Origin of the sequence: Exiguobacterium sp. s160 (assembly GCF_018617575.1) — a bacterium.
GTDB lineage: Bacteria > Bacillota > Bacilli > Exiguobacteriales > Exiguobacteriaceae > Exiguobacterium > Exiguobacterium aestuarii_A.
This window is the reverse complement of the sequence record NZ_JACSKK010000007.1, coordinates 19,017-43,022: the sequence shown is the minus strand read 5'-3', so window position 1 is coordinate 43,022 and position 24,006 is coordinate 19,017. Positions and strand designations below refer to the sequence as shown.

At 45.2% G+C, this 24,006-nt stretch carries 26 protein-coding genes; 2 read left to right on the top strand and 24 right to left on the bottom strand.

Annotation, left to right across the window (positions count from 1 at the left end; all coding sequences use genetic code 11):
- Positions 1-5: 5 nt before the first annotated feature.
- The gene (locus KNO86_RS12110; RefSeq protein ID WP_214696562.1) at positions 6-560 is read right to left on the bottom strand and encodes a GNAT family N-acetyltransferase; all 555 of its coding nucleotides are present in this window, start codon (positions 558-560) and stop codon (positions 6-8) included.
- A 90-nt stretch (positions 561-650) separates the two neighbouring features.
- Entirely contained in the window at positions 651-1,193 is a 543-nt protein-coding gene (locus KNO86_RS12105; protein ID WP_214696560.1) for a TetR/AcrR family transcriptional regulator, read from the bottom strand.
- Positions 1,194-1,367: 174 nt separating this feature from the next.
- On the opposite strand from KNO86_RS12105, the gene KNO86_RS12100 reads away from it, so the two are divergent.
- A complete protein-coding gene (locus tag KNO86_RS12100; RefSeq protein WP_214696558.1) occupies positions 1,368-1,946 on the top strand; it encodes an NAD(P)H-dependent oxidoreductase in 579 nt (192 codons plus the stop codon).
- Positions 1,947-2,263: 317 nt separating this feature from the next.
- Here KNO86_RS12100 and KNO86_RS12095 read toward each other — a convergent pair whose 3' ends face one another.
- From KNO86_RS12095 to KNO86_RS11995, 21 genes are all read right to left on the bottom strand, one after another.
- On the bottom strand, positions 2,264-3,031 hold the full coding sequence (locus KNO86_RS12095) for a hypothetical protein (protein ID WP_214696556.1): 768 nt from the start codon (positions 3,029-3,031) through the stop codon (positions 2,264-2,266).
- 185 nt (positions 3,032-3,216) lie between these two features.
- Positions 3,217-4,155 carry a DUF3307 domain-containing protein gene (locus KNO86_RS12090; RefSeq protein WP_214696554.1) on the bottom strand — a complete coding sequence of 313 codons (939 nt, stop codon included), beginning with the start codon at positions 4,153-4,155 and terminating at the stop codon, positions 3,217-3,219.
- A gap of 11 nt (positions 4,156-4,166) precedes the next feature.
- A complete protein-coding gene (locus KNO86_RS12085) occupies positions 4,167-4,940 on the bottom strand; it encodes a helix-turn-helix domain-containing protein (protein WP_214696552.1) in 774 nt (257 codons plus the stop codon).
- A gap of 734 nt (positions 4,941-5,674) precedes the next feature.
- Positions 5,675-6,154, bottom strand: a complete 480-nt coding sequence (gene rlmH / locus KNO86_RS12080; protein ID WP_214696550.1) for a 23S rRNA (pseudouridine(1915)-N(3))-methyltransferase RlmH — start codon at positions 6,152-6,154, stop codon at positions 5,675-5,677.
- 83 nt (positions 6,155-6,237) lie between these two features.
- Complete coding sequence (locus tag KNO86_RS12075; RefSeq protein ID WP_214696548.1) at positions 6,238-6,399, bottom strand: CxxH/CxxC protein; 162 nt, start codon at positions 6,397-6,399, stop codon at positions 6,238-6,240.
- A gap of 37 nt (positions 6,400-6,436) precedes the next feature.
- Positions 6,437-7,696, bottom strand: coding sequence for a S1C family serine protease (locus KNO86_RS12070; RefSeq protein ID WP_214696546.1), 1,260 nt, complete (start codon positions 7,694-7,696; stop codon positions 6,437-6,439).
- A 51-nt stretch (positions 7,697-7,747) separates the two neighbouring features.
- Positions 7,748-8,539, bottom strand: a complete 792-nt coding sequence (locus KNO86_RS12065; protein ID WP_074034013.1) for an MBL fold metallo-hydrolase — start codon at positions 8,537-8,539, stop codon at positions 7,748-7,750.
- A 13-nt stretch (positions 8,540-8,552) separates the two neighbouring features.
- Complete coding sequence (locus KNO86_RS12060; RefSeq protein ID WP_214696544.1) at positions 8,553-9,377, bottom strand: two-component system regulatory protein YycI; 825 nt, start codon at positions 9,375-9,377, stop codon at positions 8,553-8,555.
- Complete coding sequence (yycH, locus tag KNO86_RS12055; protein WP_214696535.1) at positions 9,364-10,746, bottom strand: two-component system activity regulator YycH; 1,383 nt, start codon at positions 10,744-10,746, stop codon at positions 9,364-9,366. The genes KNO86_RS12060 and yycH overlap by 14 nt, the downstream gene beginning before the upstream one ends.
- Positions 10,746-12,587: a cell wall metabolism sensor histidine kinase WalK gene (gene walK / locus KNO86_RS12050; protein WP_074034022.1), complete on the bottom strand. Its 1,842-nt coding sequence runs from the start codon at positions 12,585-12,587 to the stop codon at positions 10,746-10,748. Before walK ends, yycH begins: the two co-directional genes overlap by 1 nt.
- Before the next feature lie 3 nt (positions 12,588-12,590).
- A complete protein-coding gene (gene yycF / locus KNO86_RS12045; protein WP_214696534.1) occupies positions 12,591-13,301 on the bottom strand; it encodes a response regulator YycF in 711 nt (236 codons plus the stop codon).
- 121 nt (positions 13,302-13,422) lie between these two features.
- On the bottom strand, positions 13,423-14,712 hold the full coding sequence (locus tag KNO86_RS12040; RefSeq protein ID WP_074034026.1) for an adenylosuccinate synthase: 1,290 nt from the start codon (positions 14,710-14,712) through the stop codon (positions 13,423-13,425).
- A 158-nt stretch (positions 14,713-14,870) separates the two neighbouring features.
- A complete protein-coding gene (gene dnaB, locus KNO86_RS12035; protein WP_015880235.1) occupies positions 14,871-16,223 on the bottom strand; it encodes a replicative DNA helicase in 1,353 nt (450 codons plus the stop codon).
- A gap of 17 nt (positions 16,224-16,240) precedes the next feature.
- Complete coding sequence (rplI, locus tag KNO86_RS12030) at positions 16,241-16,684, bottom strand: 50S ribosomal protein L9 (protein ID WP_214696532.1); 444 nt, start codon at positions 16,682-16,684, stop codon at positions 16,241-16,243.
- Complete coding sequence (locus tag KNO86_RS12025) at positions 16,681-18,672, bottom strand: DHH family phosphoesterase (protein ID WP_214696531.1); 1,992 nt, start codon at positions 18,670-18,672, stop codon at positions 16,681-16,683. Before KNO86_RS12025 ends, rplI begins: the two co-directional genes overlap by 4 nt.
- A gap of 151 nt (positions 18,673-18,823) precedes the next feature.
- Positions 18,824-19,054, bottom strand: a complete 231-nt coding sequence (rpsR, locus tag KNO86_RS12020) for a 30S ribosomal protein S18 (protein ID WP_015880232.1) — start codon at positions 19,052-19,054, stop codon at positions 18,824-18,826.
- Between the two features lie 43 nt (positions 19,055-19,097).
- Positions 19,098-19,607 (bottom strand): single-stranded DNA-binding protein, encoded by a 510-nt coding sequence (gene ssb / locus KNO86_RS12015; protein ID WP_074034037.1) that lies wholly within the window; start codon positions 19,605-19,607, stop codon positions 19,098-19,100.
- Between the two features lie 37 nt (positions 19,608-19,644).
- Positions 19,645-19,932, bottom strand: coding sequence for a 30S ribosomal protein S6 (rpsF, locus tag KNO86_RS12010; RefSeq protein ID WP_074034039.1), 288 nt, complete (start codon positions 19,930-19,932; stop codon positions 19,645-19,647).
- Between the two features lie 131 nt (positions 19,933-20,063).
- Positions 20,064-21,164: a redox-regulated ATPase YchF gene (gene ychF / locus KNO86_RS12005; RefSeq protein ID WP_214696529.1), complete on the bottom strand. Its 1,101-nt coding sequence runs from the start codon at positions 21,162-21,164 to the stop codon at positions 20,064-20,066.
- 153 nt (positions 21,165-21,317) lie between these two features.
- Complete coding sequence (locus KNO86_RS12000) at positions 21,318-21,521, bottom strand: DUF951 domain-containing protein (protein ID WP_214696523.1); 204 nt, start codon at positions 21,519-21,521, stop codon at positions 21,318-21,320.
- Entirely contained in the window at positions 21,511-22,452 is a 942-nt protein-coding gene (locus KNO86_RS11995; RefSeq protein ID WP_214696521.1) for a mechanosensitive ion channel family protein, read from the bottom strand. The genes KNO86_RS12000 and KNO86_RS11995 overlap by 11 nt, the downstream gene beginning before the upstream one ends.
- Before the next feature lie 171 nt (positions 22,453-22,623).
- Between KNO86_RS11995 and yyaC the strand changes: the two genes are divergently transcribed.
- Positions 22,624-23,250: a spore protease YyaC gene (gene yyaC, locus KNO86_RS11990; protein ID WP_214696519.1), complete on the top strand. Its 627-nt coding sequence runs from the start codon at positions 22,624-22,626 to the stop codon at positions 23,248-23,250.
- Here yyaC and KNO86_RS11985 read toward each other — a convergent pair.
- Positions 23,223-24,005, bottom strand: coding sequence for a ParB/RepB/Spo0J family partition protein (locus KNO86_RS11985; RefSeq protein WP_214696517.1), 783 nt, complete (start codon positions 24,003-24,005; stop codon positions 23,223-23,225). The two genes, yyaC and KNO86_RS11985, sit on opposite strands and share 28 nt — an antisense overlap.
- Position 24,006 lies beyond the last annotated feature (1 nt).

The window sequence follows — 24,006 nt, the reverse complement described above, 5'->3', positions numbered from 1 at the left end:
CATCGTTACGATGCGGTCTCAGGAGACGGTAAAACATATTCGAGTTGTAAATCGAGTGGTTGTTCTTTATAGATTTGTGGCACGATTTCTTCGGCTACTATGCATCCCATCGCTTCATAGAAATGATATGTATCGACGGCCGGGTTCGCTCCGATGTATAGCTTTTTCGCGCCTCGTTCGATTGCTGCCTGACAGACACGTTCAAATAACACTTTACCAATCCCCTGTCCACGATTAGGACGACTCACATGAATGAAGCCCAGATTTAAATACTGGCCTTCCGTTCCGAGCAGGTGTCCATCCAGTCCGGCAAAGCCAAGTAACATTTCACTTTTTTGGATTGCCACAACAACGCCGCCACGGTCGATGTAGTAGTTAAGAATCTCAATGACCTGTTGTTTTTTCGCGTCATCCCATTCATCGATGTAATGCTCGTCTTTTTGATAAAGCTCACCATTTGAATCCACGGCATAGATGCGATGCGTTTCCTGAAAGCGTACGAAGGTCGTTAAAAAATCGGGAGCGATTTGATTTGTTAGAAGACTGATGGTGTGATTCATAAAACTCTCCTATTATTTTGATCAGTTATTTAAGAAACCGAATATGTGACTTCATTTCCTACTTCGATTCCAAGCAAACTAAAAAAATGTTCACCGAATGAATTCTTTAAAAATGTCACTTAACTCTTGTGGTGTTTCTTTCATACCGGTCTTCATCCACCTTTTCACAATACTGGCTAATGAATCTGCGTATACCGCATTCGCATACACTTCCGCTTTTTCGGACACGTTGCAATTCTCATAAATTTGAAAATCCGTACAAAGTAAATCGAAATGTTCCTCAAAGCGGTTCAAAAGCGGAAGTAAATCATTTTCTTTTAAGAGATTCAAGAATTCGAGGTTGTCACTCCATATCTCAAAATATAACGTATCGAAATCAAGCTGCTCCTGTCCCGCTTCTGTTAATGCAAGTTGAATTCTCTGCCTAAATATTTCATACATGTGATAGGTGAGTACATCCTCTTTCGTATCAAAATGAGCATAAAATGTATTTCGCGCCAATCCAGCAGTTTTAGTAAGTTCTGATATCGTAATACTCGTAAAGTTCGTTCGACGCATTAATTCCAACATAGTATCCACTAAAAGATTGATTGACCTCTTAGAATTCGTATTTATAGGTTTTTGCTTTAGCATAAGTACTCCTTAATTTGTACAGAATGAGAGATTTGTATGAATACCTCAATACGTATTGACGCAATGTCTACACTAACATTATATTGCAGGTATATTATTTGAGCAATTGTTCAAATAATATCAAATGCTCAAATTTAATTTATTCAAATTCTAATCATACTAGGAGGATCACTTATGAAAACAACGATTATTTTGGCTCATCCATGGCATGGCAGTTTCAATAAATCCATCATGGATACAACAATCGAACAATTAGTACTCAAGAAAAAAGACTACCAAATCATTGACTTAAATAAAGATCAATTTAATCCTGTTTTAAATGAATCGGATTTATCTCTTTATTCGAAAGGTCAATCTCGAGATCAACTAGTGAACCAATATCAGAAGATGCTGAGCGATAGCGATGAATTAGTTTTTATTTTTCCTGTTTGGTGGTTTGATGTACCAGCTATTTTAAAAGGCTTTTTTGACAAGGTTATGTTGAAAAATTTTGCCTATGTAGAGGAATCTACCGGATTGAAAGGATTACTCACTCATATAAAAAAGACTACTGTCATTACCACTTCGGAAGTGCCTACGTGGTATTTAAGATTTTTAGCCGGGAACCCCATTAAGGGGACTCTTATTCGCGGAACATTTAAAGGAATTGGACTTAAAAATGTGAAATGGGTGAACAGCTCATTTACGAGTAGCGGGAAAGATCGTCGAAGAAAGAAATTTTTAGATAAAGTAGCGAAGAGTATCTTAGTGTAATCTGTAGTACACTATCAACTTTTTGTAGGTTATATATCATCTATGACCTCAAATTTTTTTATTAATAACCAGATTAACAACATAAATTTGAGGTCAAACTTAGATACTTTTCATGGATAGTCACGTTCTTCACTTTTGTCAAATTCATTTGCTTCATTGTAAAGTTTGACCATTGAAAGGTTTGTGAATCCTGTACCACCCTCCACTAATTGCAATTCAATTGGAGATAGTCTTTCTTCAAGTCATTCCTTTCAAGAGGATTTATGGTGAAATTAGCATTTGGTTATCACTCTATTTCCTCAATGCATTTTACATAGTCAAGTTTCATTTCCATTTAGATGCATATCACAAATAAACGCATTCAGACCTTTCCAAGACAATAAGGTGTAAGGTGGTTCCGTATCACTCGTTACAGGAAAACCTTCAGCAACGAGACTAGCCCGCTTGACGAATGGATCCCTTTTACCAGACTGATACACGGCAATTTTTCGAGGCATGTCCTCATCGTCATCATAATATCCGGTCTTTAATCTCAATGTTCTGATTTCCTCTAATGAAGGAATTTCTTTTCCCTGCCAATCGTATATCTCAAAAATCGGGTACCGATCACGTGTCCATTGCTCAATAATATCAATCACTTTTAACAGGATATATTCGGAAGAGTCCATCTGAAAACTGACAATGTCTCCTGATTTAAACGTCGTATCCGCTACAAAGCGCTTAGGAATCTTTTTAGCCAGGGGCTGAGGCTGATTCAATTGATGTTTTAACTTAAGAAGAACGGCCTCTCTTTTCTTCTTTAACTTTAAATCATCGTTCCAATTTTCTAGCTCGATTCCACTGTCAATAATCTCTACAGCATTTTGTTTTACGTGATCTTGTAATCGTCCTAGCTTCCATTGAATAAGTGCAAAGGAAAGCCAAAACAGTGTCATTTCTTCAGTATCTAACTCATCTATGTACTCTTGAATGACCTTTTCACTCGCTTGTTCATTCGAATAGCCGTCCCCTAGTAAATCTTTGTATATAAACCGAATATCTTCGGCAAGGTCATTCGATAAAATCGCTACTCCCCAAACACCCATATAATTCAACTCCTAAAAAAAGTCATCTAGAACAAGTATAAAACAATGTTCTACATGACTCTTTGAAAATAATTTATAGCATTGTTCACCATATCGCCGAAAACCACATACAATCACTTTATCCTAAAAATCAAAGTTTGATAAAATATAAATATTCAGAGATTATTCCTCCGAATCTTTTAAAATCACCAGATAAATTTAGTTATAAAACCGGCACTCATACCAAAAATAATACTTAACATAGTTCCTATTAGATAGTATTCAGAAAAGCTCTTATCATCAAATTGTTTAAACCTAGTTAAAGCTTTCATCGCTATCAAGAATCCGATACTTGATAAACTGTTAGACACACACAATAATAAAATTAAATTTCTTTCTAAAATCCCTATCCACATTCCTGCTTTAGCAGGAGAATCACTAATAATAGAAATTTTTTTATTCAATTTTATATCTTCTTTTGATTTTGTTGAGTAAGTAACCCAGTCATTTTCGATTGTATCTGTACTAAACCTTTCGTATGTAACATCTGCGTTGTTGTTAATAAAACTACCTTCAATAATTGTTTCAGTTACTTTGTTAGTAGGTTTAAATTCCTTTAAAATTATGCTTATCAGATATCCTGAAAAATAAGTATTTACTAATATTATTATCAATGTAATTATCACTTTTTCATCTATTTCTAAATTAACACTACCACTAGAGATTAAATTGCTAAATAAATTTGTTACAGCTTTATCATAATTCTCAAATACCATCAGCGAAAGTATTACTATACTTCCTAGATGAATTACTTGGTCTGATATGTATAAGATAGCTGACATAATTGATTTTTGATAACTGCTAAAACCTTTACATTTAGCAATTCTATTATTTAAATTCTCTTTTATTAAATCTATTAACAAGTGAGCTAGACAAATTAAAAAGACATAAAAAAGTATTAGGTAGTTAAAATTTATCAATCCGATACTAGAACTTATAAAGATTATTACTACATATGTAAACAGATGAATCACAACATGCTGAAGAACTCCTACAAATCCTTGTAATTTTTTCTCGATTATTTTATTGGTTTGTAAGGGGTAATCAGCAATTAAATGCGCTAAAATTAAAATCAGTATCAACATTTGCTTTACTCCTAACTAAATCTGTAATTCAAAATTTGTTTTCTTATTTCTTTTTCTAACTCTTCGTGTTTTTTTTGTACGACATGTACTATATCTAAATATTCATCCTCACCTTCAGTACTTCTTCCTGATTGTATTTCCTTTATTGTCAAAAAACTACAAACTGACTTTGCTGCCTCTAAAATCAAATCTGATTTTCCTCCAGTATAATGACCAGATACAGTAGATGTAGATTTATTTATTTTATTAGCGATTTCTTTCTGAGAACGAATTAGACTATATAGACCCAAGATTTCCCTTTGCTTATTTGTTTGATCTACAATTATTGCACTTTGAAGGTCTAATAAAGTATTTATTAACTCAATTTCATTATCATTGAATTTGTTTAGTGGATTAAATTCAATTAATCCTTTTCTATTTTTTTCTTCTTTTATTAAATCATTGGCTATACGTGCTTTCTTAACGAGAAGATGATTCCAAGTTTCAATATCAATATCATTAATATCTTCATCTATCAATCCACAAGATAAACCAAAATACGGCATATTTTCTTCGTAATACCAATTATAGATTAAATAATTTGCTATCATTATTGCACTTGAATAACCTTCAACTAAGCATATAATTTCATCACCCATTCTATACTTAGACTTTATTTTTATTACATTATTTAAACTTTCTAGCATATTTTGACAATCATAAAGATAGGTACTCAATTCTCGTCCATTCTCGAATTTACTTGAGTCTGAAACATCTAAAATAAAAATAGATACAGCCTTTTTCAATTTAAAACACCTCTATTCAATAAGTTTTTTATTAAATTATAGCCTATAGAATCCGGTTCAGAAACCGAATTGTTATTTATCCGGTTTTTAGACCGAATTAATGAGAATTCGGTTTAAAAACCGAATACTCTTTCTAGCTTAATCTAGTAGTTACTAGTTCCCTATTTATTAAATTTTATAGATTATTCATTAACGGGTACAGATTTGACAACTCTATGAATAGTTGAACGTCTGTATCCTTATTGTTTTCCAATATCCTCAGCACTTTTACTAGCCTCAAATGAAGATCTAACTTTTTGACCTTTTTATCAACTTCTGATTTTTCTCTACTCTCCATCGTTTATAAGTTATTACAATATCCTACTTTAGTAAGCTAATGGATAAAATATCTTACTAGAACTCGGGGAACATAACTAGCATCCCAAACATCGCTATAACAGTTGGATAGATGTATCAAATACATCACTAATTGATACGAAATCAACATTTTTTAATACTTCTGAATTTCATATAACTCTTTAGTACTCCATGCCAACCAATCTGATTTATAGAAAACGAATAAATCCTCTTTTATTGTACTTTTAATAGTATTTGATAATTAATTCAGTCCTCCAGTGCCTACACGATTACAACCAATTTCTCTTAACGTGATATGCTACTCAAAAAAAAAAAGACGAACCAGATTGAAAAATACGACCTGGTTCGTTAAAAGCCTGAATCTCAAGAAATTAAGGCTATTTATGATACGGCTCATTACGATTAATCCGATACGCCCGATAAATCTGTTCACACAATACGAGCTTCATGAGTTGATGTGGGAACGTCATCTTCGAGAACGAGATCGTATCGTCCGCTCGTTTCATCACATCGTCGGACAGACCGAGCGATCCTCCAATGACGAAGGCAATTTTACTCTTTCCATACGTTGCGAGTTGATCGAGTTCACGAGCGAACTCTTCACTCGTCCGCTGCTTCCCTTGAATGGCCAACGCGATGACGTGCGTGTCTGGGGATATCTTCGCTAAAATCCGCTCGCCTTCCTTTTGTTTTACTAATAACATATCTGCCTCACTTAAATTCTCGGGTGCTTTTTCGTCTGAGACCTCGATTTCCTGCACTTTTGCGTAGGCAGAGAGCCGTTTTGTGTACTCGGCAATTCCTTGCTTTAAATATTTTTCTTTCAGTTTGCCGACCGTGATAATTGAAATATTCATCCAATTCTTCCTTTTTCCACAGTTTTTTTGGAGTTATCCATAGGGTTATCCACAGAGTTATCCACAAATCCACATGTTGATAATTAGTTTTTGCTTGACACAACATATGTTGCGTCGGCTTCACAGAACTCACATGTCACTTGTTCACTTGTGGATAATTCCTCTAACAACGGGTACTCCCCTGTTTCATCCACAATGATGTCTAAAGCGATTTCAACATGTTCCTTGCATACTTTTTTTTCCACAGTTTTTCCTCCTTAAAAAAGAAGCGTCGCCGCTTCTTTAAGTTGCTTCAGTTAACGTCGCCTCGGTTTCTCTCGTTTCACCGCGACGTAAATACTCAATCGTAATCGTATCACCGACTGTTGCATCTCGATAGAGTGCATCGCGTAAATCGACGTATCGTTTAATCTCGCGATCTCCGATTTGCGTGATGATATCGCCGACGCGAAGTCCCGCTTCTTCAGCCGGACTACCTGGTGTCACTTCTTCAACGAAGACACCGTCTTCTTGATCGAATGAGATGCCATACTCTTCCCGGACGTTACCAGGTACCGCAATGACTTCTTGAATTGTGACCCCGAGCTGTGCTCGTGTCACTTTCCCATCACGTTCTAACATGTCAATGACCGGCAGCGCCACGTTCACCGGAATCGAGAAACCGACCCCTTCTACGCTCGCTTCGGCGATTTTCATCGAATTGATTCCGACGAGCTCTCCACGAATATTGATGAGAGCACCGCCCGAGTTCCCTGGGTTGATGGCCGCATCGGTCTGGATGACTTCTGCGTTGTAATCCATCAAGCCGTCGCTATTCGTATCGACCGGCACCGTCCGCTCGACACCACTGACGATACCACGGGTGACCGAGTTTGAGAAGACACCGAGCGGATTTCCGATGGCCATGACGGTCTCACCGGCCTGTAGCACGGTAGAATCGCCAAGCACAATCGGTTTCGCATCGATGTTATCCGGCAGCTCGACTTCCGCGACCGCCAAATCGTTGAGCGGGTCTTCACCTAAAATGGTCGCTGACGCAATCTGACCGTCGGAGAAGGCGATATTGATTTCATCCGCTTCTTCGATGACGTGGAAGTTCGTGACGATATACGCCGTGTTCCCTTCCACTTTATAAATGACGCCAGATCCTGCGCCCGCCTCCCACTGCGAGTCTGAGGTGAAGGCCCGCTGAATGTTCGTAATACTGACAACGGATGTTTTCGCCCCGAGGACAGCGGTCGTGACGTCGGATTCGGTGACGGTCACGGCTTGCTCGGTCCGCGTCAGTTCGTTCGTCACAAAACGAGAGGTCGGCGAATCCCAGAGCATCACTGTGACAAAAAACAAAGCCGCTCCTAAGAATCCGCCAACCCCTCCGAGTAACAACGGTTTTATATTCGGTCTCGGTTTGTGGCGTACGTGCTCCTCTTGCTTCGGACGCCATTCGCTCCGAGACGGATACGTCGATTTCTCTTCTGTTGCTTCGTGTACTTCAGGTTCGACGTCTTGAGGTTCATACTCATGGTGTCTCTCTTCGTTCACGACGCGTCCCCCCTTCAAGACAGTGTGATAACTGTCTTTTCCCAAGTTTCCTTATAAAGAAACGAGCGAAGTGGGGATTGTCGGGTCCGTATCGCACAATTTGATTCGACCTAAGTCGACGTCTCGCATGCCGAGTGTTTGCGAGACGCTCATTTGCGCGAGCTCTTTCATGTTGTTGTCCTTGCTTAAGTGCGCCAAATAAATCCGTTTCGTTCGGTCACCGATGACCTCACTCATCGCAATCGCCGCATCCTCATTCGAGACGTGGCCGTAGTCCCCAAGGATGCGTCGTTTGACGCTCCACGGGTAACGTCCCATCTGCAGCATCGAGACGTCATGGTTTGACTCGAAGATAAAGTCGTCAGCCCCACGAATGACCCCTTTCATCCGGTCTGAGACGTAGCCCGTATCCGTGATATGGGCCAAGCGTTTCCCGTCGTGGGCAAACTGATAAAACATCGGGTCCGCCGCATCGTGACTGACGTTGAACGTTTCAATCTCAATATCACCGAACTGCTTGATGTCCCCGACCTCGATATGAAACTTCAACGCTGGGTCAATCTTTCCGATGAGTGATTCCATCGCCGCCCACGTCTTCGCATTCGCATAAATCGGTAAGTTATACTTTCGTGCTAATATCCCTACTCCTTTAATATGGTCGGAGTGCTCATGGGTGACGAGCAGTGCATCGATCCCATCAAACGACCGACCGATCGCTTCGATGCGTTGTTGCATCGCTTTCCCGGTCAATCCGGCATCGACGAGCAGCTTTGTCCGTTCCGTCTCGATATAGAGGGCGTTCCCGGTCGATCCGCTCGCTAACACACTATACTGTAAACTCACACCATCACTCCTTTCATTCTTTCGTTTCAAACTCGACGCGCTCTACCGTTCCGTCGATGGCATTGACGAAATATACATGATCGTCGATTGCGACCGACCATAGCGGTGGCATGATAATCAAACCGCCAGAGCTGTCGAGGGGTAAGCTATAAAACCCTGTGTTGATGGCCCGCATCTCCTGATTCGGTTGGAAATACTTCCGTGACGCGAGTTGAGAGATGGCTTCACTGGCCGTTAACACGAGATCGTCTTGCGGTTTCGATGAGATGTCTTTCAAATGACGTTGCTTATAATCCGTCACTTCAAACGCCTCATTCAATTGAATCAAGATGAGGGATGGTCCGATATACATCTCCGAATCTCCCTCGACTTCAGGTGCCGAGAAAATCTTATTGTCTTCAAACGTTTGGACGAAGGCGATTTGTTTCGTCTTTTCATCGTATCGCCAGTAGGCATACTCTTCTCCAAACGGAACATATTCCGCAACAAACGTCGAAGCCGTCGTTCGCAAATCCTTGGCATCGAGCGGCACGGGCTGTTTCAGCTCGACTTCGAGTTGCATATTGTCGAGCGTCGTTGCCAGTTGAGCCTCCCGATTTTTCGTGATCATCGCGGCCGACATCTCTTCAGACGACCCTGTCAAATAGCCGATATCCCGACCCATTCGTGGCAGTTTTGCCGGGTCGACGTTTCGTTGGTCTAAAATTTGTGCAATCGACGTGTTGTCGTTCGTCACGACTTCGGTCGCCCATGTCTCAGTCACCAATTGGAACAACAGATAGATGTTCAAGGCGAGGAAGGCGAAGATTAAAATGGTTTTCGCTTTACTCCAATCCACGATACATCATCCTTTCTGTCCAATCTTCTGACTGGTTGTACGGAACCCAACGTCCCGCTTCACGTACGAACCAATTCGGTGAGAACGTCACATATCGGCTCGTATCCTCGTTATACTCAATTTCATAACCAATTCGAATCTCGGTCACGTTCTCAAACCGTCCAGAATTGATGAGTGTCCCGAGTACTTCATCCGCGTCAGCCAGCTGCGTCGTGCCGACTGTGATCAAGCGGTCAATCTCTAAGTGATGTCGTGTGATGGACCGGACTTGTGCCCCGTCGTTTTCCACACGCAATGTGGATAAGTCGATGGCGTCATTGTTGATAAACGCCTCACGCTGGCTAAAGACCGGGAATCCTTTCACATGAAAACGGAATACGGTCGTTTCAAAGCCTTTGTTCGCCGGTGTGATGGCATCGAAACGAAGCGAGAGTCCTTGATTCTCAGAAGACTCGTCGACCCATCCACCATGGAAATTCACGAATTCGACGATCGAATCCAATCCGAGTGCCGTTTCCCGCTCGGTGCTGTTACGCGATAAGTTCCGATAGCGACTCGCGTTCAGCTTCGCATCATATTCTGCTACGCTGACACCGTTCGTCAATGCCCCCACTGAACTCGCCGGGTCGACTTCTTGGACGTTCGGGTCGCCTGGGAAGAATGTGTCCCGCATCCAGTCGAGGCGCGCATCGATTTGAATCGACGATACGTCATATGCGAACAACTCATTCATCTCCGGTCCGACGACCGGGATATAGTTCACGCGTTCATCCGTATACGTCACTCGCTTCATCGTCCGACTCGAGTTTTTTAGGAATAGACTGTTCACGTCGCCGTTTCCGACCTTCGTTAGCTTCCCTTCCCAAATCGATTGGTCACTCATGATCGTCCGAATGGTAAACGCATTGTCTTCCATGTAGATGAGCACACGTTGCGGGATTTTCCCAGACAGACTGTACGTGCCCGGAAGCATATAGCTGAGCGTGTCCGCATAGTAGGCTTCCGGCAAAATCAATTCGAGTCCTTCGTTGATATCCGTGTAAAAGCTCGGGACATTCTTCGTGGCGAGCGGTTTGAATTCACTTGCTTCAAACGTATCCCGGATGACCCGCATCAACTGCTTCGGGGTGTTCTTCGAAGCGAAGACGGCGTTGTTGTCATGAACGACCGCTTGAACCGGAATCACGACCTGATTCGCTCGGCGTTGGAGAGACTCATCCACCGTCGTCAATTGCGTCTCCGATTGGACTGACTGATAGGTGGGATGATAATCCCACAAAATGATGGTTTGAACAATCGACGTGACGATTAACGTGAGCAAAAGGAACGACTTCCACAGTTCTGGCTTTGCAATCGTAAACCGTTTCATCAATCATTCACCTCCACAATCGTATCGAACGGAATTGTGAAGTAAATCGTCGTGCCGCGGCCAAATTCACTCTCTGCCCAGATGTCTCCACCGTGAGCGGATACGACTTCTTTGGCAATCGATAGACCGAGTCCGGTACCACCGATATTACGCGCCCGCGCCTTATCGACACGATAGAAGCGTTCGAAAATTTTCTTCAAGTTCGACTTCGGAATCCCGACCCCTTCATCCTTAATGCCGATGACGAGGCGTTTCGCCCGAAGCATCGTCCGGAACGTGATCGTACCTCCTTCTGGCGAGAACTTGATGGCGTTCGTGATGATGTTATCGATCACTTGTGTCATCTTATCCTGGTCGGCATGCACGTATACGCGACGTTTCATCAGCTTCCGGCGGAATTGAATCGCGTCCCCTTTCGTCATCTCATGACGATCGATAATGTCGTTAAAGAACTGCACAAAGTCGAACTTCACTTTCTGCATCTTATATTCTTTACTGTCCATCTTCGAGAGTTGCAACAAGTCATTGACGAGGCGAATCATTCGCTCTGTCTCGTTTTGCGTCGTCTCTAAGAAGCGAGGCGCCAACTCATCATCCTGATAAGCCCCTTCCGCAAGGACCTCCAAATAACTACGCATCGTCGTGAGCGGCGTGCGCAACTCGTGACTGACGTTTGCGACGAATTCACGGCGATCTTGTTCGACTTGCTCTTGTTCAGTGACGTCATGCAAGACGACGATAAGACCTGTGATTGGTCCACTATGTTTTTGAATCGGTGAGAAATAAGCTCGAACAAGGAACAGTTCCTCATCTGTACTAAGGTCAATCAGTTTCGCCGGCATAGTCCCGTCCTCTGGGATAACGATTTCCTCTTCGAACGCGAGAAGACTCTGCAAGTTCATGCCCATCGCCTCTTCTTCATCGACCCCGATCATGTCACGTGCCTGGTCGTTCATTAAGATGACCCGTAACGAACGATCGGTCGCAACCACACCGTCAGACATGTTCTCGAGGACACTCGTCAATCGACGGCGCTCTGCTTCTGTCGTCGCATTCGCTTCCATCAACTCGTCCGTCAATTCGTTAAACGCGTAGGCGAGTTGACCGACCTCATCATCCGAATACACTTTAACTTTCCGCGAGAAGTTCCCTTTTCGCATCTCGACGGCTTGCCGACGCATATCGGCAATCGGTCGTGTGATCGTTCGAGATAACAAGATACCGAGGAAGGATGTGATGATCAAGGCAATGACCGTCCCGGTTGCGAGGATTCGGATGACTTGTTCCATCTGGTTATAGATAGACTGCATCGATGCCTCGATATAGATCATGCCGATTGTGGTTCCGTCTACTTCTGACTTGACGGGAACGGCGACGACGCGCATCCGGTCATTCGAATCTTCATAGACGAGCGTCTCTTGGGCGCCGCCTGTTGCGAATGACTTCTGGATAAACGTACTTGCCGTCCGTTGTCCGACGAGACTTTGATTGTTCTGGTTCGAGGTCGCCCGTACGACACTGTTCGTATCAATGATTTGGACTTCTCGAATGTCGTCAGCTAGCGTCGTGCTCTCGGTAAAGTCAGACAGCAGCTGATCCAGTAACTGGTTCAACTGCTGGTCCGTGGTCGAGTCACTCTCGTTCGCGGCGATCCCCTCACTGACGTTATAGCTCAGTAGGTTCGCCCGGTCGACGAGTGACTGCGAGAAGTTGTTGATGTATTGCCGTTCCAGAGAACGCACAAAGTACACGCCGATGACTTGCATCGCAACGAGAATGAGCAGCGCATAGATGACGACGAGCTTCCACTGGATTGATTTAAAGAAGTTCGTCCGTTTCATCGTTTAATCTTCTTCTCCTGCCTTCAAATAATACCCGACCCCGCGACGCGTAATGATATACGTCGGTGTCGATGGGTTGTCCTCCACTTTTTCACGAAGACGACGCACAGTAACATCCACAGTACGAACGTCCCCGAAGTAATCATAGCCCCAAACCGTTTGGAGTAAATGCTCACGCGTCATCACTTGTCCGATGTTTTGCGCGAGGTAATGAATCAATTCGAACTCGCGATGCGTCAGCTCGATCTTCTCTTCCCGCTTCGTCACCATGTACGAATCCGGGTGAATCGTCAAGTCGCCGATCACGATATCGTTCGCATTCGCCCCTTTTGCTTCAGGCGCGGGCGCCGTCGCATGACGTCGCATGTTCGCTTTGACGCGAGCCAATAACTCACGAGAGCTAAACGGTTTCGTGACGTAATCGTCTGCACCGAGCTCTAGTCCGAGCACTTTATCAATCTCTGAGTCTTTTGCCGTCAACATGATGATTGGCATATCATACTTCTTCCGTACCTCGCGGCATACTTCCATGCCGTCTTTGAGTGGAAGCATGATGTCGAGTAAGATGAGATCCGGTTGAATCTCTTCTACTTTCACGAGCGCTTCTTCGCCGTCATATGCGACATGCACTTGGTAACCTTCTTTTTCAAGTTTAAACTTCAATATATCTGCGATTGGTTGTTCGTCATCTACCACTAAAATCGTACGATCCATTCAGTGAGTCCTCCTCTTATCATTAAACGTACATGCCTACATTGTAACTCTTTTTATACAGCTTAGAAAGCGTGGTCCATTTCCGTGGAAATGAAAAAGAGAGCCGCAACGGCTCCCTTTCTTATGCTTCGTAAATGTCACGCAAGATGACGGTCTGCTCACGAGCTGGTCCGACCGAGAAGGTCAATAACTCAATACCCGTCAATTCTTCGATGCGACGCACGTAACGTTTCGCGTTTTCTGGAAGGTCGTCGAAGTTACGGACGCCCGTAATGTCTTCTGTCCAACCAGGAAGTTCTTCGTATACCGGTACACACTTCTCAAGGACGCGGAAGTTCGGCGGATATTCATCAAGATGCTTTCCTTCGTACTCATACGATGTACAAATCTTGAGCGTCTCAAGACCTGTCAATACATCGATTGAGTTGAGGCAAAGATCTGTAATCCCGCTGACACGACGTGAGTGACGAACGACGACCGAGTCGAACCAGCCGACACGACGTGGACGACCTGTTGTCGTTCCGTATTCTTTCCCGACTTCACGGATTGTATGACCGATCTCGTCATCGAGTTGTGTTGGGAATGGACCGTCACCGACGCGTGACGTATATGCTTTACAGACACCGACAACGTGATGAATTTTTGATGGACCGATTCCGGCACCACTTGATACGCCACCTGACGCTGCGTTCGACGATGTGACGAACGGGTACGTTCCGTGGTCGATATCGAGAAGGACACCTTGTGCTCCCTCAAAGAGAACCTTCTTCTCTTCGTCGAGTGAATCGTTCAAGACGACAGATGTATCACACACGTATTTCGCAAACTGTTGGCCATACGCGTAATACTCTTCGAAGATGTCATCAAATTCAACTGGATCGACCTCGTACATTTTCACGAACATACGGTTTTTCAACTCGAGAACGGTCTTTAATTTCTCTGCGAACACTTCTTTGTCGAGAAGATCTGCGATACGAATCCCGATACGCGCCGCTTTGTCCATGTATGCCGGGCCAATCCCTTTAAGTGTTGTCCCGACTTTCGCATCACCTTTCGCATCTTCTTCTAAACGATCCTGAAGCTGGTGATACGGTAAAATGATGTGCGCCCGGTTCGAGATACGAAGGTTATCCGTGCTCACACCGCGCTCATGTAAGTAAGCGAGTTCTGTCACGAGTGATTTCGGGTTGACGACCATTCCGTTCCCGATGACACACGTCTTATCCGAATAGAAGATACCAGACGGAATGAGGTGAAGTTTATATTTCGTATCATTGAAGACGATCGTGTGACCAGCGTTGTCTCCCCCTTGATAACGCGCGACGACTTCGGCTTGTTTCGATAAGAAATCGGTAATTTTCCCTTTCCCTTCATCGCCCCACTGCGTTCCCACTACGACTACTGATGACATAATGAATCCTCCTTATTGATCAACGTTCTGTTCAAACCATCCGTAAGTGTACACTTGAAAAGCGAGAAAGTCAATCCAATACCGAACGTTTTATATAACATGTAACTATTCGTTCGTTATTTTACAAATCACCTATATAAAAAAAGACACCACCGACGTTACATCGGTGGTGCGAAGGCTTGTGTCTCCATATTGACGAACTTGTTGTACTCTTTCCGGAAGGAGAGCTTGACCGTACCGGTCGGACCGTTACGTTGTTTCGCAATGATGATTTCAATCGTATTGGCGTCTTCACTCTCTTTATCGTAATAGTCATCACGATAGAGGAAGGCAACGATATCGGCATCCTGCTCAATTGCTCCCGATTCACGGATATCCGACATCATCGGTCGCTTGTCTTGACGACTCTCTACCCCACGAGAGAGCTGTGACAAGGCGATCACAGGTACTTGAAGTTCACGCGCAATCGCTTTGAGCGTACGTGAAATTTCCGATACTTCCTGTTGTCGGTTCTCGCCCGGTTTGCCGTTCCCGACGATGAGCTGCAAGTAGTCAATCATAATCATCCCGAGACCGTGCTCTTGCTTCAAGCGACGACACTTCGCCCGAATCTCGTTGACGCGAAGACCCGGCGTATCGTCGATGTAGATGCCCGCTTGTGAGAGCGATGACATCGCAAGTGATAAGCGACCCCAGTCTTCCGCTTCAAGACGTCCGGTCCGGAGGCGCTGGGCATCGATATTTCCTTCCGCACACAACATACGCATGACGAGCTGTTCCGCCCCCATCTCTAAACTGAAGATGGCGACGTTCTCGCCCGTACGGACGGCAACGTTTTGCGAGATGTTCAAGGCGAACGCGGTCTTCCCGACAGATGGACGAGCGGCCACGATAATCAAATCGTTTCGTTGGAAACCGGCCGTCATCTTATCTAAATCCGTGAACCCTGTGGCAATCCCAGTGATCTCACCGCTCGACTGATGCAGTTTTTCAATCGTCGAATAGGCATCCGATAGAACGGAACCAATCGGGTGGAAACTGGACTGCCCTTTCCGTTGCGATACTTTTAGAATGTTCCGCTCCGCGTCCGAGAGGACAGAATCGACCTCGTCCTGACGCTCATAACCATCTGAAACGATGTTCGTTGCCGTTCGAATCAGACGACGAAGTGCCGCTTTTTGATCGACGACATTCAAGTAATAGCCGATGTTCCCGATGGCCGGGACGGATTCAGCGACCTCCGCTAAATAGTTGAGACCGCCGATTTCGTCTAAAATACCTTGCGCCTGGAGCTCTGAACTGAGCGTGACCAAGTCGACAAGTTCGCCCCGGTCATTGATTTTTAACATCGCTTCAAAGATGCGTTGGTGGCTGACGCGATAAAAGTCGTCCGGGTCGACCCGCTCTGAGGCCGTGATCAACCGGTCCGAATCGAGGATGATCGCCCCTAAGACGGCTTGCTCTGCTTCCACGCTATGTGGTGGTGTATTGACTTGAATCGCATCACTCATCCGTCTCTACCTCACCTTCAAGCTTCTTGTACATGTACGTTCAACGTCGCAACGACGTCATGGTGCAACTTCACTGGCACTTTCGTGAAACCGAGCGCCTTGATTGGGTGCTCGAGTTCAATTTTACGCTTATCAATCTTGTAGCCCATTGATTTGAGGGCATCCGCGATTTGTTTGCTCGTGACCGATCCGAACACGCGACCACCTTCACCGGCTTTTGTCGTGACGGCGATTGTCTCTTTTTCAAGTTTTGCCTTAAGTTGCTGCGCTTCTTTCAACTCTTCTTCTGCAGCCTCTTCAGCACGACGTTCTTTCGCCGCGAACGCTTTTAGGTTTCCAGGTGTCGCTTCAACCGCCAAGTTTTTCTTGAACAAGACGTTTTTGGCATAAGCGTCTGCCACGTTCTTCACTTCTCCAGCTTTTCCTTGCCCTTTAACATCTACTTTCAAAATGACTTTCATTCTAATTCCTCTCCTTCAGTATCATCTGTCATATAATGATCAATTGCTTCTTTTAACAAGACGTTTGCTTGTTCGCGACTCATTTCGAGTTGTGTCGCTGCATTCGTCAAATGTCCGCCACCATCGAGCATTTCCATGATGACTTGAACGTTGACGTCACCGAGAGACCTCGCACTGATCCCGGTTCGTCCATCCGGTAAAATCGCGATGACGAACGAGGCTTTGACACCTTCCATATTCAGCAACTGGTCTGCAGACTGGGCAATCAATACTTGGTGATGGGCCTCATCGTCAGAAGCGACCGCGATCGCCATGCCATCTGCGTAAATCTCGGTGTTTTTCAAAATCTGTGACTGTTCGATATAGGCATCGAGGTCTTGCCGCATAAAGTGTTGCACGAGCACCGTGTCAGCTCCTTGAATACGTAAGTAGGACGCCGCATCAAACGTACGTGAACCTGTACGGAGCGTAAAGCCTTTCGTGTCGACCATAATTCCTGCAAGAAGTGACGTCGCCTCTAGAATCGAAAGCTTGCGACTTCCTGCCTGATACTCAATCAGCTCTGTGACGAGCTCACACGTCGACGATGCATAAGGTTCCATGTACACAAGGACCGGGTCCTCGATAAACTCTTCACCACGTCGGTGATGGTCAATCACAACGACACGCTCCGCCCGATACAGAATGTCTTTTGAAATGACAAGTGAAGGACGATGCGTGTCGACGACGACGAGAAGCGTCTGTTCATCGATGAGTGGTTGTGCTTCATATTCGGTTAAGAACTGGCTGTATAGCGAGTCATCGTTTTCTACCTCTTGAACGAGTCGCTGAATGCCGATGCTCGTCTCACCTGACGGCACCACCACGTACGCCTCACGTCCGACAAACTCAGCCAACTTCATAATTCCGATGGAAGCCCCGAGCGAGTCCATATCTGGGTTTTTATGTCCCATGACGAGGACACGGCTCGATTCCCGAATCAAATCACGCATCGAGTTCGAGATGACACGTGCCCGGACGCGCGTCCGTTTTTCCGTCGGGTTTGTCTTCCCTCCAAAGAAACGAACTTTTCCGTTATGACGTTTGACGACTGCCTGGTCACCACCGCGACCAAGTCCAAGGTCTAGACTCGACTGCGATAAGTTACCGAGTTCCGTCAATGTCGTTTCTCCACATCCAACCCCAATCGATAACGTCAACGGAATCCTTTGTTCCTTCGTTGCATCACGCACTTCATCCAAAATGGAAAAGCGATTGTTCTCAAGTTCGGATAACGTCCGCTCATTCATCACGAGGAAAAAGCGGTCTGCTGCCGTACGGCGCATATAGATGTGATGCCGCTGCGCCCATTGGTTGAGAAGCACCGTCACACGACGATTTACTTCACTTCGCACTTGCTCATCCACTGCGGTCGACATCTCATCATAGTTATCTAGATACAAAATACCAATGACCGTCTGCGCTTGAGCGTACTTTTGTTCAATCTCAGCTTCTTCGGTCATATCGAACAAATAAAGGGTTTGATGTATTTGGTTGTAATAGACACGGTAGACGCGGTCACCCACTTCAATCGTGGCTTCATCCTCTTCCTCTTCAATCAATTCATCGAATGCGGAATGGAGCGCATCAAGCGGTACACCAATCGCCATATCAAGTTCAAAGATCAAGCGCGATTGTTCATTATACCAATTGACACGTCTGTCTTGATCGAAGACTAAAATCCCAATCGGCATCGTCGTCAATGCTTCTTTTCCGACCTCTTCGATTTGATGAGAGAGTGAGAGGACATACTGTTCCCAATTTTTACGTTCCCGTCGCATCGTCACTTGCTGATAGATGAAAAAGATCAGCGTGCCCACAAACAGGGTGATTGCCGCCACAATGCTGTAGAACGCCAATCCTAACGAGACAAGGAATCCAATCACATATGGAATCATATGCCGCGCGTATTGGTTCTTCACGGATGTTATTGCTTCACCACTGTGCATGTATGCCTCCTAAAATGAGTAATGTTCACCCATGGAATCGTAAAGGTTTCTGCTCTATCATACCATATTCGTCGGTTTCACTTACACACTTACAAACGAGATGAAATACAAAAAAACGACTTATCCAAAAGGATAAGCCGTTCGTCAAACATTACTCTGCAACGTATGGAAGCAAAGCCATTTGACGTGAGCGCTTGATAGCGACAGTAAGTGGACGTTGGTATTTCGCTGAAGTACCAGTCACACGACGTGGAAGAATTTTACCACGCTCCGAAACGAAGCGTTTGAGCAATTCTACGTCTTTATAATCGATATGAGTGATGTTGTTCGACGTAAAGAAACATACTTTACGACGACGACGACCTCCTGGACGACGTGCCATGTGAAGACCTCCTTTATAAGTTAGTTTTTATTGTCAACAATGATTAGAATGGCAAATCATCATCTGACAAGTCGATTTTGCCGCCACCCGAGAACGGATCTGCGTCAAAACCTTTATTCGAATTCGAGGACTGAGATGAAGTCGAAGCAGCTCCTGCGCCCCATCCTGATCCACTTGATTCACCACCACCGAAGACATCTCCAGATGGTGCTTGCTCACGTTGCCCTGCGGCTCCGCGTGGTTCAAGGAAGCGTACGCTGTCGGCGACTACTTCTGCCCGGTAACGACGTTGGCCATCTTGTCCTTCGTAACTACTGATTTGAAGGCGACCGTCAACGCCGGCCATGCTGCCCTTTTTCAAGTATTGTGCTACGTTCTCTGCTTGTTTGCGCCAAACGACACAATCAATAAAGTCCGTCTCGCGCTTCCCATCTTGTCCAGCGAATGGACGATCGCAAGCGAGAGTAAGGCGTGTTACGGCGATTCCGCTCTGCGTGTAACGCATTTCCGGATCGCGAGTCAATCGACCAACTAACACAACTCGGTTAATCATCTCCAAGCTCCCCTTTCACGATACGAGGCGTTAAGGATTAACGCTCGTCTTTTGTTGTCATTTGACGGACAACGTCGTCAGAGATCTTCATGAGACGCTCTGTTTCTTGGATCGCTTTAGGTTCAGCAACGATGTTAAGAAGAACGTAGTGTCCTTCGCGCATCTTGTTGATTTCATAAGCGAAACGACGTTTACCCATGTCTGTTGTTTTTTCAACAGTACCACCGTTTTCAGTGATGACGTTGTTGAAGCGCTCGATTAAAGCTTTCTTCGCTTCCTCATCAACTGATGGACGGATAATGTAAAGAAGTTCGTATTTACGCATTATCTTTCACCTCCTCTTGGACTAACGGCTCCTACCGGTTTGTAGGAGCAAGGAGCAAACAATTGTTTTACTCACGTCATAATATACTATCAAACTTCCTTGACTTTTACAACACGTTTCCGTAAATCAACTTATACGTTGAAGCGGAATGTGACAACGTCGCCGTCTTGGAAGACATATTCTTTACCTTCCGAGCGAAGTTTCCCTTGTTCTTTCACTGTCGTCATGTTGCCAGCTGCTGAAAGATCTTCATACGCGACAACTTCAGCACGAATGAACCCACGTTCGAAGTCAGAGTGAATGACTCCGGCACATTGTGGTGCTTTCATCCCTTGTTTGAACGTCCAAGCGCGAACTTCTTTTTCACCTGCAGTGAAGTATGTTGCAAGACCAAGTGTCGAATACGCAGCACGGATCAATTGATCAAGTCCTGACTCTTCAATACCGAGATCTTGTAAGAATTCGAGACGTTCTTCCGGTTCGAGCTCTGAAATTTCTTCTTCGATACGTGCACAGATGACAATCACTTTCGCCCCTTCTGTTGCTGCATGGTCACGGACCGCTTGTACGTACTCGTTTGAGTCCGCGTCCGCCACTTCATCCTCACTCACGTTTGCCACATAAAGCATCGGCTTCATCGTCAACAATTGGAAGTGTTTCACGATGGCGAGTTGGTCGTCCGTTAATTCAGCGACACGTGCTGGGCGCTCCGACTCAAGAACGTCACGTACGATCTCAAGTGCTTCAAGCTCCTGTACCGCTCCTTTATCTTTTGCTTTTACCATTTTTTGAACGCGAGCGATTCGTTTATCGACTTGTTCAAGGTCAGCTAAGATCAATTCAAGGTTGATCGTCGTGATGTCGTCAATCGGTGAGACGCGTCCCGCAACGTGCGTGATGTTCTCGTCCTCAAAGCAACGAACGACTTGGCAAATTGCATCGACTTCGCGAATGTTCGCCAAGAACTTGTTTCCGAGTCCTTCACCTTTTGATGCACCTTTAACGATTCCAGCGATATCTGTAAATTCAAACGCTGTTGGCACCGTCTTTTTCGGTTTGACGAGTTCCGTCAATCGATCAAGACGTGCATCTGGTACTTCAACGACTCCGACGTTCGGGTCGATTGTCGCGAACGGATAGTTAGCCGCTTCGACTCCTGCTTGTGTAATCGCATTAAACAAAGTCGATTTCCCGACGTTTGGTAATCCGACAATTCCTGCTGTTAATCCCACTAGTAGTTCCTCCTCATCCGGTGTTTCCCGGGAAATGTTAAGCCGTCTGTGGAGTGGGTACCTTCAGTACACCACACCGTCACATCCTTCACAATTATAGATAGTCCACGATTAAACCGCAACTCACGTTCATAACCTAAAGAAAAACGCCGCTTATTCTGCGGCGTTCCCTTGCTCAAGCACTTTCTTGAATCGCTTATCAAAGTCTCGGCGTTGCATGAGTACACTTGCTCCGCAACCTTGACATTTGATGCGAATGTCCATCCCTACACGTGTGATTTGCCAGCGGTTCGTCTTGCAGGCATGTGGTTTTTTCATTTCCACAACATCGTTCAACGCATAAGTTTTACTGTGCATTTTCTGCTTCTCCTCCTTTAGGAGTTGGGTTCGGTGGTAACATGACCGTACGTGGGTATGGAATTTCAATACCACGTTGGTCGAATCCTGCCTTCAATTCTTTATGCAAAATTCGTCCAGCTGCGAAGTGTTGAGTCGGTGGCACTTCTGCCATCAAGCGATAGACGACTTCTGAAGCCCCGAGTGACTGTACTCCTGCGAGTGTGATTGGTTCAATGAAGAGGTCATGATACTTCGCCTCGACTTCTTTCGCAATCTCTTTAATCGCCGACTCGACATGTTCCATGTCCTCTTCGTAGGCGACACCGACATCGACAACCGCCACACTATTTTCTAGTGAGTAGTTCGTCACTTGCATGATCTGTCCGTTCGGAATGATAGAAACTTGTCCGTTCAATCCTTTTAGTTTCGTAGTGCGAATGCCGACCTCGATGACGACTCCTTCGACCTGTTGATTCAAACTGACATAATCCCCATTTTTATATTGGTTTTCAAAGATGATGAACGCGCCTGTAATGACGTCCTTCACTAAACTTTGCGCACCGAACGAGATGGCAAGACCTGCTACCCCGGCTGATGCGATTAAACCGGCAATATTGACGCCGAATTGTCCGAGCACTGTCAGGACCATAATCAAACCGATTACATAACGGATCGTATTTTGTGCGAGTTTCAAAAGTGTCTCGTTTTGACGCTGAGCGACAATATCATGTTCTTTTATTTTTCGAATCGTAAATACGCGCTCCACCATCGTCGTCAAGATTCTTGTTGCAATATATAAGCCAAGAATGATGAGCGCGACACCGGCGAGCTTGATCCCTAAACCAATCCACATGTCTGTATCTTTAAAGTACTCCACGAATTGGTTTACGCTATCCATCGTTTCGTCTGCCACCGTGCTTAAATCTTTTTCTGTATTTTGCGAAGCCATCTTTTCACCTCAAAAGTCGTAGATTCTAAATCATCAAAACATATTTCGCGACTTTTCTCAAACGCCGCATTCGGAAGTTTAGAAGTTTTCCACTTTTGGGAATGGGTTAATACGAGATCAATCCCCTAACTGCAACTAGGAATAGGCAGCTCAGAAGAGAGGATGAGATTCATGCCGTTTCGCCTAAAACCTCATAAACCATACTCTTTCTTCATTGAACACACTGAGCGGAGTGGATCCAGATTACTTGCGGACCAGCTTCATGAACAGTTGGTCAATGAAACCCATCGCCCCATCGTCCTTGTTTGCATCGGTTCGGATCGTTCGACCGGTGACTCTCTTGGTCCACTCGTCGGAACGTTTTTAGAAGAACGTCGCATCCGCAACCTGCACGTATACGGTACGTTAACGAAACCCGTACACGCACTCAATTTAGTGGAGACGTTACATGAGATTCAAACACGCTTCCATCAACCGCTCATCATTGCCATCGATGCCTGTCTCGGACGTTTGTCGAGTGTCGGCTACGTCTTCTTCTCAGAAGGACCACTCGCCCCAGGTGCAGGTGTCCAAAAAGAACTCCCTGCCGTCGGCGCTTATAATATCAAAGCCGTCGTGAACGTCAGTGGCTTTATGGAGATGATGATTCTTCAAAATACACGACTCCATCTCGTCTATGAACTCGCACGCTTCATCACGGAAGGGTTCGTCGATTTCGATTCACGCATCGGACGCCTTCATCACGAAGAGGCTGCGATCACTAGACTTCGTCAGTCGCGAGACGAGTCAAAGTCTTGAGGCGACAACAACGTAAGGAGTTGTTCTAAATCGTCTTGAGAGAAGTATTTTAGTTCTAACACGCCTCCCTTTCGACGAGGACGAATCGACACATCCATTTGAAGACGCTCTGCAAGCACTGCTTCGACCGCTTCGATATCCGCGTTCGATTGCTTCAGCGTCTTTTTTGCTGTGCGCTCTTTTTGTAAGTAACGCTCAAGTCTGCGAACTGTCCAATGCTCGGCAATTACACGCTTCGCGATTTGCTCCATCGCTTGTTCTGATTTCATGCCTGTAATCGCCCGTGCATGACCCATCGTCAAATCGCCGACCATGACCGCGTGCTGAACCGCGCTCGGTAGACGAAGCAGACGCAAACTGTTCGTCACATGACTTCTGCTTTTCCCGACCCGGTCTGCCAATTGTTGTTGTGTCAGGCCGAGTGTCTGCATCAATTGTTCATAGGCGACGGCTTCTTCGATGGCGTTCAAGTCAGCACGCTGAATGTTTTCAATTAAGGCCAACTCCATGACGCGATCCGAGTCTGCCGTGACGACTAGAGCGGGAATGTCTTCTTTCCCGGCGAGTCTTGCCGCTTGGAATCGCCTTTCCCCAGCGATGATTTCATAGTAGCCGGTCGCTTTTCGTACGACGATCGGTTGCAACACGCCATACCGTTCAATCGACTGGCGTAACTCTTCTAGTTTCTCCACCTCAAATTGTTTCCGGGGTTGGTTCGGGTTTGGGCGAATGAATTTTAAAGCTAATCGTTCCATC